The following is a 13,907-nucleotide window of genomic DNA, read 5'->3' on the forward strand; positions in this document are numbered from 1 at the left end:
CATTCCTCCACTTGTAGAAGTAATATTTGTGCTAGCAAAATTAAGAGGGTGATTTATAGGAGCAATGATGATCTTGAATCACACTCAGTCGTTTATTTGACTCTTTCGATATTTACACGATCTGAAAAAAAGTCGCCTCTCCGCCCATAAACCCTGATTTAACACAACTCTCGAACTACTGAAGTAAGTTCGCACTCGCCGCGATCATTCCAAATTCTCACAAAATCCCCATTCTTGATTCCCTCCATCAGACTGATTAAGATCAATTTTAGCTGTTTTCTAATTTTATATGTTCTCGTTATTGGAGTGATTAGGTCCGAGCCCGAAATTAAAAGGAAAGTCACCATCATCTACTAAGGAGTGTACGTTGGGAGGCTAAGGTTTTCTTTCCACTAATTTTGAATAGAGCTCAATTTGTCCACTCGGAGTATATAGTTTTTTGAAGCTGAATGGCTTCCGAGCGGCCTTTCATGTATTGGTTCGCTAAGGAAAGAATGATCATAAATATGGTCGAAATAAGGGTTTGATGAAAGCCGCATCATTTGTTCATCAGAGTCCTTTAAAGCTTCATTTTCAAAATCCATCGCTTCGGCTAAAAGCCTGAATACATTCATAATTAACTTTCTTCATAAGGCTCAATGACCTGCTGTGGCATGTAAACATAATGATGCCAGTAAGAAGTAAGAAATCTGCGTGTTCAAAAGAGGATGAGTTAGTAAGACAATGTCTGCGAATTGAGCTGTTTCCGTTAAAAATAAATCATCTCTTTCTAATCCTTTACTTACTTTGGCAGATATTCCTCTGAACAATAGGAATTTGGATCACCCTCAACTTTAATTAAACTACAAAAGAGGGTTAGCGACGATCTATTGAATCCTAGCAAATCCTATTGTTAATTCCAACGAGTAGCTGTTTGAAAGAAAGGATAATTACTGTTTGTTCTATAGATACGACAATCATCAAGAAGAAGGGCATGGGATTTTCCCTGCCCTTCTTTCATTCATTTATTAGCTAATATAAGCTGCTCCTACAATCACTAGTAGGATAAACAGAACTACGATTAACGCAAATCCGCTACCTGCACCGTAGTAACCCATAATAGAAAACCTCCTTTTAGAGTTGCTATATAATATAGTTATGCTTTTTGATTAAAGTTGCTTGGGACAATACCCACAAAAAAGCAACTTTAATGAAAGTACCTACACAAGTAGTTACTTTACATAAGCTGTTCCTACATTTACTAGTAGGATAAACAGCACAACGATTAACGCGAAATTATTTCCCATACCTGGGGAAGGAGTTGGGCAACCTTAAAATTGTGGTGCGCCATAAAACCTCAGCATGGATGCCTCTTTTTGAGTTATAATACATAGTTATGTTTCTAATTAAAAAAACGAGTGGGCAGAAAACATTAATAACAGAAATTGATTAGGATGCCTATGTCTAAAAGTAGGTTTTTTGTTATGAACAAGCTCTAATAAGGTTGTTTTTGATCTGATCCTATCATTTAAATGTCAGAATAACGTTCACTGAGTGAGTGCTACTGGTTACACCAAACCAAACAAATGAACTAAAAGATATCCTAGTAACGATAAAAATATGGATCCAATTAGGGAAGCTGCTAGAGGCTTTAGACCTAATCGTTTAAAGCTTGATAGCTGAATATTTAAACCTAAACCCGCCATAGCCATACCAATTAATAAGTAAGAAAGCCACACAAATCCATCCGCAATATAACTGGGTATCAGACCAAGAGAATAAAGAGCACTTGTGCTTATAAAGCCTACAATAAACCAAGGAATAGGTAATGATTTTAAGGATAGTTTATCTTGTGTTTCTTTTTGAGTTAGGTAGTTGCAAAACCCAATTACAATTGCAACAGGTATAAGCAAGGCAACTCTCGTTAGTTTTACGACAATAGCTAAGTCCACTGCTGAATTTCCGCCAGGTGCAGCAGCAGCAACAACATGAGCTAGTTCATGTAAGGTAGCCCCGGAGAAAATACCATAACCATTAGCTGATAACCCTATAAAAGGGAAAAGTATCGTATAAATGATGGTGAACAAAGTCCCTAAAATAGCAACGGTTGCAGCACCAATTGCAATTTCTTCATTTTTTGCTTTGATCTGTGGAGCAATAGCTACTACAGCAGCTGCTCCACAAATTGCTGTTCCACAGGCCGTTAAAATTCCAAGCCGTGTGCCAACATGAAAGAGCCTTGTTAGTAAGAAAACGACAATTAATGTGAAAACTAAGCTAATACTCGCAAGAAGAAAAACACTAGGTCCCACTTGAGAGACGTCCCCTAAATGCAAACGAAATCCAAGTAATACGATTCCAATGCGTAATAACTTTTTACTTGAAAATTCCGTCCCACTAAAGAAAGAATCTGGTACACCAATTAATGATCTCCAGATTACACCTATTAAAATCGCTATAACTAACTCTCCCATAATTGATAGCAGAGGTAGAAGAGCCAAATATTTGGCGATACTAGCAATTACGAATGTAATACTGATGCCTATGATAAATGATAAATTTTGTTTTTTTCCGGATCTTGTATAATCTTTCATTCGACTCACTTCCTCTATGTATTAACTATATGGTTATAATTATCATAAAGGAAATATATATTTGCTATCTCAATCATTTGGATTTTTTATGATAAAATAAATAAAGTAAATATATAGGTGAAAGGGAGAAAAAAGGATGATTATTGATCCGTTAAAAATTTTTGTGACTGTTGTTGAGCAAAGACATTTTTCAAGAGCAGCAAAACTACTGAATTTATCTCAACCGAATGTGAGTCTTCATATTCGAAATTTAGAAAATGAATTAGATACCACTTTATTTATTCGTTCACCTAAACAAGTAAAAGTGACGGAAGCAGGGGAAATGTTGTATATCCGAGCAAAGAAGATACTTTCCCTTTATGAAGAGGCAAAGCAGGAGATTGCTAGTCAAAGACATATTGTTCAAGGAACGATTAATATAGGAGCTAGTTTTACCATTGGAGAATATATCCTGCCACGTCTATTAGCGAATTATGCAAACGAAAATCCGTTAGTCCATGTAGAAGTAACCGTTGGAAATACAGAAGAAGTGATTGCGAAAACAAAAAGTAATCAATTAGATATAGGTTTGATTGAAGGTGAACTTCAAGACTTAGATGTGGAGGCCAGACCCTTTATGGAGGATGAAATGATTATTATCGCACCCTCGAATCATCCTTTAGCACAGCTTCGAATAGTCAAACCTGATATGCTCCACGATCAATCATGGATCTGGAGAGAAAAAGGTTCAGGAACACGTGCCTACAGTGATCAATTAATTGAAAGTTTACAGATAGCGGTTAAACGCTCGTTTATATTTAGTAGTAGTCAAGGAATCAAGGAAGCGGTTTCGGCAGGACTTGGAATTGCGATGATTTCTAAATTAACCGTTCGAAAAGAGCTAGAAACAAACGAAATAAAACAAATTCATATTAGCAATCGAACATTTACTAGAAATTTCTCGATCATACAAGGAAAGCATGATTTCAAAAATCGAGCCCATGATTTATTTATTGAAAAAATCATGAGTATCTAGTTCTTTTTCAATTGTATTCTTATTTGGATTAGGCATTTTCTTTCCTTTTAGAATAATGATGGGTGTTCCGATCAGGGTTGGCAAAAAACGATAAAAAGCAAGGAGGGTCACTCATTCAAAATTGATATTATCCTAGCATTTACTATGATTCTGGCAGTACTGATGGCATTATAGGAACCGAGCATTCCTTCTATATGTACGCTTTACTGCTAAATTCCCAATAAGAGCTAGGGAGTAAGAAAAGATAGCTATGTAGAAGAGATACGTGCTTTCCTGCTAATTAGAACAGCCAATATTACTGCTGTTAGTAAAATAACAACATAGAAACCATGATACATTTCGCCCAAAATGTATGGAAGCCTTTTTTCTTTTTAACGATGCCTGTTAGTAGGCCAACGAATAAACACAACAAGCCTGTTAAAATCGGAATGATAAAAAGAAATTGAGACATTCACACTTCCTATTCTTAACACCTTACATTTAGTCCCAGTCAACGACAATAGAAATCTTGTGAAGTTACTGGAATAAAGCTGGCATTTTACTTTTAGCAGGATTCAACAAATTAAAAGTCGAATTCTTTTAAAAATAGGAAAGCGAATACAACAGGAAGGAGAATATTAGATGAGAGAAGAGGTAATTGTAAGTGAGGTTGGTACTTCAGTTGGTATAATTGGGGGAGCGTTAGTAAGTAATCAGCTTATCAGTAGATGACCTTGATTTAATTGAAGCAAACGAGGCTTTTGCGGTCAAGCTTTTAACCGTGCTGAAAGATTTAAGAAGATCCTGATAAAGTAAACGTAAATGGTGGAGCCATTGACTTTGGGCACCAGTTGGTGAATTAGAAACACGTGTTCTTGTTACTCTTTTACTGAAATAAATAGATCTAATGGCAAACGTGGACTCGCTACTCTCTGTATTGGTGAAAGTCGAGGCACAGCTTATCGGTAAGGAATTAGTTTCTTTTGAGGAATTCTGTATCAAAGGTTCCTCTTTCTCTAAAATGGTTTTAACCAAAGGTTTTTCTATAAACGTTTTTTCTGTAAGGGAGACGGTATAATATGAACATAAAAGAAACAGTGAGTCACTTTGCTCGGTCCTTTGACCAAGTGGAATCAATTGTACAAGCATTGCCATTTGCTCTGGTACTTACAGATCAAAAGGGAATTGTTCACTATCATAATGAAATATTTGAACGTGTGGTCAAAAAGAAACATGAGAATATAAAGCTTCAAACAATAGATCAATTTATTGAAAAAAAGGTGATCGAAACCATACAGATCAAAACTAATATTGATATAGCCGTAGATCACCGATCATTTGTTTTACGAAAAGAACATGCGTACGTTCATGGAGAAACGTACCATTTGTATTTGCTATTTTCAATTAAGCAGTTGGAACTTTTTGATGAGAAAGTGATCAATATCAAACATCTACCTGAGAAACTCATGACCGTACACAACGATCAACCAATCGTACCACTAGTTGAATTAATGGAAAAAACAGAACGAGAAGCTCTTCAATCTGCGTTGTTCCAAACGAAGGGAAACCGTTCAAAAGCTGCCAAACAGCTAGGAATTAGTCGGACTTCTTTTTATGAAAAATTAGCAAAATATCAATTGAACTAATGAAACTTATTTTTGAAGATAGTTTGCTATAAGCAAAATAAAAATGTAGCTAAAAAAGTATTCCCGTCCAGTTAAGAGTAAATACACTAAGAGATATTTTAACACTATTCTAGTAAATAAATTTACATTTTGTAAGCGATCCCATACATTAGTTGTAGCTAGAATATTAAAGTGTACGTTTTATCATACATCTTTTGACTGAAGTGTAAGGTAATCCGTACAATTATCGTATTTCTTGTCCTGATTACTTCGTTTTAAACTTTTAGTAGAAAAGCATAGAGCACCAAGCTAGAGGTATGATTGATTGAGAAAGGTTCGGCAACCTGAGATTAATGAAAGTAGATTCCTATTTTAAATGGGAATATTTTGATTGCTTTATCAAAAATAAGATCTTGTATAAAAATTTAGACGAAAACTAGTATCAATTTTTTCTGTGAAATTAGCGAATGCCTTGAAAACCTCATACAGTCGGTGCGATTTTATCAAACCAACATAGTCTTTCACCTGAAAAAACTTCTTCTATGCATCTGGATTTAGAAAAAGGATTATCGGTTGGATTAGATAGCCTACATGGCTATTTGTAACACTTTGCGAACAGGATCAGATTGAAGCGTAATCCATTCATGCCATTTATTCTTTGTTTCATCTATTTAGAAACGGAAGGAATAATAAGCAAAAAAGGATCGTCATGAAGTCTATTTTCATTCTTCAGACCTTTTGGTAGAATTACAATCTGATAGTCGAGAAAATAATACCTGTTTTTCATGAGAACATAATACTATGAAAATAAACATACTTTTAGATTATTAAGAATAATTAGGGAGTTAGAGGTGAATTAGATCATTATTTAAATGAACGTAATACTCAAAGTGATTTTTCGAGAATATTTTGTAAAGTGAATATGAGTGGTTGTTCATTCACCTAACTTGATGGGAGCTGAAAAAATGAAGGGTAAAGTTGTAATCGTAACGGGTGGAAGTAATGGAATGGGAAAAGCAATGGCAAAGCGATTTGCAGAACAAGGTGCTTATGTCACCATTAGTGGGCGTGACTCAGAAAAACTTCAAAAGGCAAAACAAGAAATAGAAACATTTGATGGACAGATCCTTCCAGTTGAGATGGATGTTCGTGACCCTGAAAAAGTGCGAGCGATGATTGATCAGACCAAAGAGGCATTTGGAACCATTGATTTTCTCGTAAATAATGCAGCGGGTAATTTCCTTGTACCTGCAGAAAAGCTCTCGTTGAATGGATGGAAGTCAGTTATTGATATCGTATTAAATGGAACTTGGTATTGTTCACAAGCCGTGGCGAAAGAGTGGATTAAAGATAAAAAATCAGGAAGTATTACAAATATTGTCGCAACCTATGCATGGACTGCTGGGCCCGGTGTTGTTCACTCCGCTAGTGCGAAGGCAGGCGTATTAGCGATGACTAGATCCCTTGCTGTTGAATGGGGTAGTCATTATGGAATTAGAGTAAATGCTATCGCGCCAGGGCCCATTGAAAACACCGGAGGGACGGAGAAGTTGATTATGAATGAAGAAGCCTATAAAAAGGTAGTAGGAGGTATACCTGCTAGACGTTTTGGAAAAGTTGAAGAAGTAGCAGGGGTAGCAACGTTCCTATTCTCACCAGAAGCTCAGTATATAAATGGTGATTGTATTACTATTGACGGTGGACAATGGTTAAACAATTCCTCTCTCCAATTTTAAAGAAAACTAAAAGGTAAGCGCTTTAAATTAGGAGGGCTAATTAACAATAGCAGTCTTTTTTGCTCGTACCGATAATAAAAACTGGCTTTAGGTATACCATATAAAAAATCACCTAACCTACGTTTTCCATCGGGAGCATCAGCTAACGAGATGCTCCTTTTTCATATTGGTTGATAATGTTCGCTTTGCTCGGTTTGAATCGCTAACTTTTGGATTTTTTCGTTTAAATATAAGCGATCAAGTTCAAGCATTTCTTCTTTTTTGATCCCTTCTTGAATATACCAGGAAAACTCCCAAATTGTTTTTTTAATCTGTTTGTCATTTTGAGAAGCAATTAGTTGTAAGGAGTCGATCATCGCAGCTAAAACAGATACATCTTCCGTCCCAGGACTTCTTATTTGATAATAACACTTATATAAATAGTCTTTAAAATGGCGTTGTTGAACAATGACTCTAAGGGCTTGATGCGAGTCGTTATAAAAGGAACGGTGAAGGTTTTTTTTTGCTAAAACCGTTAGTATTCTTGCTAGCGCGCGAATGCCACTAATCGCCGTATTTGGGTCATTGATTCCTGATGATAACGCTCGTAAAGATATCTCAACAAGCTTTGTTAATCCAAAATCAATATCTTGAATGGTAGCTCTTTCTTCTCCAACATGGAAAAAACGTTCATACAAAGTAGGTTCTAAGTGGCTCTTTCTCCCCCAAATCGAAAGTAGAATCATTCCTTCTTCTAGAAAATCTCCAAGACCCACTTCAATTCTGACAATGAGATCATCTTGTGTAGCTTGTTCAATCAGTTCATCTAACTCTATCACTAACAAATAACCGGATTGTTTCGACTGTAAGTGAATAGGATCCACCAATTTGACATCTTCGCTTTCCCAATCTTTCCAAGGCTCATCGGCGACTTGGTCTGAGGAATCTTCGTAATTATGGTGAATGGATTCAATTGTATTTTGAGTGATATGGTGAATCAAATTGCTAACCTGGATCCATCTGCCAACATGGTGAACAAAAAACACAAAATAACCAACACAAACCATCGCGTAAACAACAGCGAGTGTAGGGGAAATAAACAGAAGTTCTTCGTTCGTATCTTTTAAGAGCAACAAAAGAATTAGTGCATATAAAAAACCGCCAATGAATACACCTAGAATACGCTGAGTGTAGACATCAGTCATAAAGTCCTGCATGGTCCGAGGTGAGAACTGTGATAAATAGGTTGTTAACACAACCATAATCGTTGAAAAGGAAATGGTTGTCATGGTTAACAAAGAAGAGGTAATCGTACTTAATAATGTATGTGCTAGAGCTAGATCTACAAATAAAAACGCTGGAAGAAATTGACTATTGAGATAGTAATCTAAGAAAACACTCAAGCAAGCAATTAATATAGAGAAAACTCCGTATATGGCTGGGATAAACCAAAATTTAGATCTCAAAATAAACAAAGTAGGATGGCGTTTCATTTGTACCCTCCCGTTCGAAAATAATATATACAAGTAGGTTTTACCAAATTCATGAGAATAAACGTTTTGTTTTCATCATTTGCAGGAATAGATGAGTAAGAAGTTGAAAGAAGAACACGATATAAAAAGAAAGGAGTAATGTCATGAGATTTGAAAATCCAAGTAACGATGAAATCAAGCAATTACTAAATGAAAATAAACGAATTGCGGTAGTAGGCCTTTCCGATAACCCTGCTCGAACTTCTTATATGGTGTCAGAAGCGATGCAAAAAGCTGGCTACGAAATTATTCCTGTAAACCCTAAAGCTGACGAGATTTTAGGAGTTAAAGCGGTCGGCTCATTAAAAGAAATCGATGGAAAAATAGACATTGTCAATGTATTTAGACGAAGTGAATTTTTGCCAGAAGTAGCAAAAGAAACAGTTGAAGTAGGAGCAAATGTGTTTTGGGCACAATTGGGTGTAGAAAATGAAGAAGCTTATGAGATCCTTCAACAAAAAGGGATTCAAACGGTTATGAATCGTTGTATTAAAGTTGAACAAGCGAAATGGAAATAGCTGTATTTGAAACGAGACTTGCTAAAAAGTCTCGTTCTTTTACTTGTTAAAAAACTTAAAGAAAATAAAGGATAATAGAAAAGAGGTTGCGAATACAGAAATAACAGCTAAAATAGATTAAGCAGCACTGTTCGAGAAAAAGAAACATTTGTTCGTTTGTGCTACAATGGGTGTAGCATGTTGAAAGGAGTCTCAACTTTGGCAAAAAAACAACATATGGATTATAACGATGAATCAATACAAGTATTAGAGGGCCTCGAAGCTGTTAGAAAGCGTCCTGGAATGTATATTGGCAGTACGGACTCGCGCGGGCTTCATCATCTTGTTTATGAAATAGTGGATAACTCAGTTGACGAAGCGTTAGCTGGACATGGTTCTTACATAAATGTGACCGTACACCGTGATAATAGTATTTCTGTTACTGATGAAGGGCGCGGGATGCCGACTGGAATGCATAAATCAGGAAAACCTACTCCAGAAGTAATATTAACGGTTCTTCATGCAGGTGGGAAATTTGGACAGGGTGGTTATGCAACAAGTGGTGGCTTACATGGTGTAGGTGCCTCTGTTGTAAATGCTCTTTCTGAATGGTTAGTCGTTGAAATTAAACGGGATGGTCAAGTTTACAAGCAGCGGTTTGAAAATGGCGGGAAACCTGTAACAACACTTGAAAAAGTGGGAACAACTCGCAAAACAGGTACAACCATTCATTTTAAACCAGATACAACCATTTTTTCCGTGACCACGTATAATATAGAATTTTTGATAGAGAGGCTACGCGAAGCAGCTTTTTTATTAAAAGGCTTGAAAATAGAACTTGTTGACCAGCGTGGGGAAGGCTCGAAAAACGATTTTTATTTTGAAAATGGAATTGAAGCATTTGTTGAATACTTAAATGAGGATAAAGAAACGCTAAGTCCTGTTGTCTTTTTTCAGGGAGAGCAAAATAAAATAGAAGTTGAGTTTGCCTTTCAGTTTAATGACGGTTACACCGAAAATGTTCTTTCGTTTGTTAACAACGTACGTACTAAAGACGGCGGAACGCATGAACTCGGTGCAAAAGCAGCGATGACAAGAGCGGTTAATGAGTATGCGAGAAAAGTGAAACTTTTAAAGGAAAAAGATAAAAATTTAGATGGATCTGATATTCGCGAAGGTTTTACTTCGATTATTTCTGTAAGAGTACCTGAAGAGATCCTTCAATTTGAAGGACAAACAAAAGGGAAATTAGGAACCTCCGAGGCCCGTTCAGCTGTTGATGGAGTCGTATCAGAGAAGTTATCTTATTTCTTTGAAGAAAACCCGGATGTTAGTACGATGCTTATAAAAAAAGCGATTAAAGCGGCTCAAGCACGAGAAGCAGCAAGAAAAGCACGAGAAGATGCTCGTAATGGCAAGAAAAGCAAGCGTAGAGATGTGTTATTAAGCGGCAAACTTACTCCAGCTCAATCCAAGAACCCGCAACGAAACGAACTTTACTTAGTAGAGGGAGATTCAGCCGGTGGCTCAGCTAAACAAGGACGTGATCGAAAATTTCAAGCTGTTCTTCCTTTACGTGGTAAAGTTATTAATACGGAGAAGGCTAAGCTTGAAGACATTATGAAAAATGAAGAAATTCGCACGATCATCCATACGATTGGTGCAGGCGTTGGAGCTGATTTCGCGCTTGAAGACGTGAATTACGATAAAGTCGTCATCATGACAGATGCCGATACTGATGGAGCACATATTCAAGTACTTTTGTTAACGTTTTTCTATCGCTATATGCGCCCACTATTTGAGGCAGGAAAGATTTATATTGCTTTACCACCCTTGTACAAAGTAAGTAGAGGCAGTGGGAAGAAGGAAGTTATCGAGTATGCATGGGATGAACGTGAATTAGATAAAGCAACGAAAAAAGTCGGTAGAGGCTATATATTACAGCGTTACAAAGGTCTCGGAGAAATGAACGCAACCCAGCTATGGGAAACAACAATGGACCCAGAGACAAGAACGCTGATTCGAGTTAAACTTGACGATGCCGCACGCGCCGAAAAGCGTGTAACGACATTAATGGGGGATAAAGTTGAGCCAAGACGGAAATGGATAGAAGCACATGTCCAATTTGGCTTGGAAGAAGACTCGAACATCTTAGAAAATGAAAACTTAGCAGTAGTTGAGGAGGAGTAAGCTTGGCACAAACAGAGCGTTACTTAGACCTTCCCTTAGAAGATGTCATTGGCGACCGGTTTGGTCGATATAGTAAATACATTATTCAAGAGCGTGCGTTACCAGATGCAAGGGATGGACTAAAGCCGGTTCAACGTCGTATTTTATATGCGATGTATAAAGAAGGGAATACAGCTGAAAAACCATTTCGTAAGTCGGCTAAGACCGTCGGTAACGTAATTGGTAACTACCATCCACACGGAGATTCATCTGTATACGAAGCTATGGTTCGGATGAGTCAGGAATGGAAGGTTCGCAATCTTTTAGTAGATATGCATGGAAATAATGGTTCAATAGATGGTGATCCACCAGCTGCTATGCGCTATACGGAAGCACGTTTATCGAAAATCGCTGCACAGCTTTTGCGTGATATCGATCGTGATACCGTAGAATTTATACCAAACTTTGATGATTCTGAAGAAGAGCCAGTTGTATTGCCTGCAATGTATCCAAACCTTCTTGTTAATGGATCTACAGGGATTTCTTCTGGTTACGCTACGGATATTCCACCACATCATCTAGGTGAAATCATCGATGGTGTGATCATGCAAATGGAAAATCCTAATACAACCTTGGATGACTTGTTGCAAGTCATTAAAGGACCGGATTTTCCTACAGGCGGAATGGTCCAAGGATTAGATGGTATTCGTCAAGCTTATCGTACGGGCAAAGGAAAAGTAGTTGTAAGAGCGAAAACAGAAGTGGAAGAGGTTCGCGGTGGACGTAAGCAAATTGTGATCACGGAGATTCCTTATGAGGTTGTCAAATCAAACCTTGTAAAAAAAATGGATGAACTTCGATTTGATAAAAAAGTCGATGGTATTGCTGAAGTCCGAGATGACACAGATCGAACTGGACTTCGTATTGTGGTGGAATTAAAGAAAGAAGCAGATGCTAACGCAATCTTAAACTATCTATTAAAAAATACGGATTTACAAGTTACATATAACTTCAACATGGTGGCAATTGCCAACAAAGCACCGAAGTTAATGGGACTTCAACCGTTAATCCAAGCTTATATTGATCATCAAAAACTTGTGTTTACTAGAAGAGCGAAATACGACCTGAAAAAAGCGCTCGATCGCCAACATATTGTTAAAGGTTTAATAAAGGCGGTATCTATTCTTGATGAAGTAATCACAACCATTCGTGCTTCTAAGGACAAAAAAGATGCAAAAGATAATTTAATTTCAAAATACGATTTTACCGAAGTGCAGGCAGAAGCGATTGTAACCTTACAGCTTTATCGTTTAACAAACACGGATATTACGACTTTAGAAGAAGAGGCAGCAGAACTTGAACGTCGTATCCATGAGCTAGAAGCCATTCTTGAAAGTGAAAAGAAATTAATCACAGTTATAAAGAAAAATCTTCAAACAATTAAAAAAGATTTCGTAGACCCTCGTCGAACGATTATTAAAGAAGAAATTGAAGAAATCAAAATCAATATGGATGTATTGATTGCTTCTGAAGACGTAATGGTCACAGTAACGAAAGAAGGTTACGTCAAGAGAACGAGTATTCGTTCATATGGAGCCTCAAACGGTGAAAATGCTGGCATGAAAGAAGGAGATTATCTTCTTGGCCATTTCGAAATAAATACAACAGAAACCTTATTATTATTCACGAAACTGGGAAATTATTTATATATACCCGTTCATCAACTTCCAGACATACGCTGGAAAGACAACGGTCAACATGTTGCAAATCTCGTTAGCGGGATAGAACGAGGTGATGAGATCATAAAAGCCTTGCCAGTGAAAGAATTTAAAGAAGAAGAATCTCTACTGTTTATTACGAAAAATGGAATGGCAAAACGCTCACAGCTATCGCTTTACCAAGCACAGCGCTTCTCAAAACCATTGATGGCGATTAAGCTTAAAGAAGAAGATGAAGTGGTAGCGATGATGCATACAACAGGTACAGAAGAACTGTTTATTGCAACGAACTTGGCATTGGGCCTATGGTTAAGTGTGAATGAGATTAACTTAGTCGGTCAAAGAGCAGCAGGGGTAAAAGCAATCAATCTGAAAGAAGGCGATTTTGTCGTCGGGGCTTCAACGTTCCTTGGAGACGATAAGAAAGTGGAATTTATCATCATTACACAACGTGGAGCGGTGAAAAAGCTCCCTATATCTGAATTTGATAAATCAAGTCGTGCAAAACGTGGACTTGTGATGCTTAGAGAGTTGAAGTCGAATCCTCACCGGGTGCTTGCATGTAAGCGAGTAACCAAAGAATCTTCCATTTTATCGATTCGTACAAAGAAAGACGTAATAGAAACGATTGATGCTAAGAATTATCGTAACAGTGATCGTTATAGTAATGGATCCTTTATTGTTGACGTCGCCACAACCGGAGATGTGATTGAAGTGTGGGAGGAAGTCGATACAACATTAAAGACCGATGAGGAATAATCTCATCGGTTTTTCCTTGTGGCTAGAAGTTAGATAGCAACAGAAAGAGACACTGAATTCGTTTAAAAGTTGCTAATAAGTAATGATTTGCAATTATAATGGAGAAGTCGTAATTAAAAATAGAAAGTCACCTTTATATCAGGGAAGTTACCATTAAAGCTAGCTTGCAGAGCTGCTGGACACTTTAATCAATGGAATAGGAGATCAGCAGGTGTGAAGGTAGATTAGCGAAACTTCGATTATGATAAAGAAAAAATTTTTTTAGTAGTAATATAAATGAATGCTCGATTATAGAACAATAGTTTAACGTAATTATATTATGTAA

At 37.0% G+C, this 13,907-nt stretch carries 11 protein-coding genes; 7 read left to right on the plus strand and 4 right to left on the minus strand.

All coding sequences use genetic code 11. From position 1 onward, the window contains the following. Window positions 1-1,007: 1,007 nt before the first annotated feature. The 3 genes from LDX58_RS08080 to LDX58_RS08090 all read right to left on the minus strand — a co-directional run bounded on the left by LDX58_RS08080 (window position 1,008) and on the right by LDX58_RS08090 (window position 2,573). The gene (locus tag LDX58_RS08080) at window positions 1,008-1,097 is read right to left on the minus strand and encodes a YjcZ family sporulation protein (protein ID WP_227936316.1); all 90 of its coding nucleotides are present in this window, start codon (window positions 1,095-1,097) and stop codon (window positions 1,008-1,010) included. Window positions 1,098-1,211: 114 nt separating this feature from the next. Then, window positions 1,212-1,286: a YjcZ family sporulation protein gene (locus tag LDX58_RS08085; protein ID WP_227936474.1), complete on the minus strand. Its 75-nt coding sequence runs from the start codon at window positions 1,284-1,286 to the stop codon at window positions 1,212-1,214. A gap of 261 nt (window positions 1,287-1,547) precedes the next feature. Beyond that, complete coding sequence (locus LDX58_RS08090) at window positions 1,548-2,573, minus strand: YeiH family protein (protein ID WP_227936317.1); 1,026 nt, start codon at window positions 2,571-2,573, stop codon at window positions 1,548-1,550. A gap of 136 nt (window positions 2,574-2,709) precedes the next feature. On the opposite strand from LDX58_RS08090, the gene LDX58_RS08095 reads away from it, so the two are divergent. The 4 genes from LDX58_RS08095 (at window position 2,710) to fadH (ending at window position 6,928) form a co-directional block, all read left to right on the plus strand. Next, window positions 2,710-3,588, plus strand: coding sequence for a LysR family transcriptional regulator (locus LDX58_RS08095; protein ID WP_227936318.1), 879 nt, complete (start codon window positions 2,710-2,712; stop codon window positions 3,586-3,588). Window positions 3,589-4,309: 721 nt separating this feature from the next. Then, entirely contained in the window at window positions 4,310-4,375 is a 66-nt protein-coding gene (locus LDX58_RS26650) for a hypothetical protein (protein WP_372459132.1), read from the plus strand. A gap of 271 nt (window positions 4,376-4,646) precedes the next feature. Then, window positions 4,647-5,213 carry a helix-turn-helix domain-containing protein gene (locus LDX58_RS08110; RefSeq protein ID WP_227936319.1) on the plus strand — a complete coding sequence of 189 codons (567 nt, stop codon included), beginning with the start codon at window positions 4,647-4,649 and terminating at the stop codon, window positions 5,211-5,213. A gap of 944 nt (window positions 5,214-6,157) precedes the next feature. Beyond that, the gene (gene fadH / locus LDX58_RS08115; protein ID WP_227936320.1) at window positions 6,158-6,928 is read left to right on the plus strand and encodes a 2,4-dienoyl-CoA reductase; all 771 of its coding nucleotides are present in this window, start codon (window positions 6,158-6,160) and stop codon (window positions 6,926-6,928) included. Between the two features lie 161 nt (window positions 6,929-7,089). On the opposite strand, the gene LDX58_RS08120 is transcribed toward fadH, so the two are convergent. Then, on the minus strand, window positions 7,090-8,400 hold the full coding sequence (locus tag LDX58_RS08120; protein ID WP_227936321.1) for a DUF2254 domain-containing protein: 1,311 nt from the start codon (window positions 8,398-8,400) through the stop codon (window positions 7,090-7,092). Between the two features lie 143 nt (window positions 8,401-8,543). Between LDX58_RS08120 and LDX58_RS08125 the strand changes: the two genes are divergently transcribed. The 3 genes from LDX58_RS08125 to parC all read left to right on the plus strand — a co-directional run bounded on the left by LDX58_RS08125 (window position 8,544) and on the right by parC (window position 13,582). Next, window positions 8,544-8,957: a CoA-binding protein gene (locus tag LDX58_RS08125; RefSeq protein ID WP_227936322.1), complete on the plus strand. Its 414-nt coding sequence runs from the start codon at window positions 8,544-8,546 to the stop codon at window positions 8,955-8,957. Window positions 8,958-9,134: 177 nt separating this feature from the next. Further along, window positions 9,135-11,126: a DNA topoisomerase IV subunit B gene (gene parE / locus LDX58_RS08130; RefSeq protein WP_227936323.1), complete on the plus strand. Its 1,992-nt coding sequence runs from the start codon at window positions 9,135-9,137 to the stop codon at window positions 11,124-11,126. Between the two features lie 2 nt (window positions 11,127-11,128). After that, a complete protein-coding gene (gene parC / locus LDX58_RS08135; protein WP_227936324.1) occupies window positions 11,129-13,582 on the plus strand; it encodes a DNA topoisomerase IV subunit A in 2,454 nt (817 codons plus the stop codon). Window positions 13,583-13,907 lie beyond the last annotated feature (325 nt).

The organism is Alkalihalobacillus deserti, assembly GCF_020734105.1.
GTDB classification, from domain to species: domain Bacteria; phylum Bacillota; class Bacilli; order Bacillales; family Bacillaceae_D; genus Halalkalibacter; species Halalkalibacter deserti.

What these genes read in the sequence shown, in the direction of transcription:
- LDX58_RS08080 (WP_227936316.1), bottom strand. Translation starts at nt 1,097, where the DNA reads ATGGGTTACTACGGTGCAGGTAGCGGATTTGCGTTAATCGTAGTTCTG.
- LDX58_RS08120 (WP_227936321.1), bottom strand. Translation starts at nt 8,400, where the DNA reads ATGAAACGCCATCCTACTTTGTTTATTTTGAGATCTAAATTTTGGTTT.
- LDX58_RS08125 (WP_227936322.1), top strand. Translation starts at nt 8,544, where the DNA reads ATGAGATTTGAAAATCCAAGTAACGATGAAATCAAGCAATTACTAAAT.
- fadH (WP_227936320.1), top strand. Translation starts at nt 6,158, where the DNA reads ATGAAGGGTAAAGTTGTAATCGTAACGGGTGGAAGTAATGGAATGGGA.
- parE (WP_227936323.1), top strand. Translation starts at nt 9,135, where the DNA reads ATGTTGAAAGGAGTCTCAACTTTGGCAAAAAAACAACATATGGATTAT.
- LDX58_RS08095 (WP_227936318.1), top strand. Translation starts at nt 2,710, where the DNA reads ATGATTATTGATCCGTTAAAAATTTTTGTGACTGTTGTTGAGCAAAGA.
- LDX58_RS08110 (WP_227936319.1), top strand. Translation starts at nt 4,647, where the DNA reads ATGAACATAAAAGAAACAGTGAGTCACTTTGCTCGGTCCTTTGACCAA.
- LDX58_RS08090 (WP_227936317.1), bottom strand. Translation starts at nt 2,573, where the DNA reads ATGAAAGATTATACAAGATCCGGAAAAAAACAAAATTTATCATTTATC.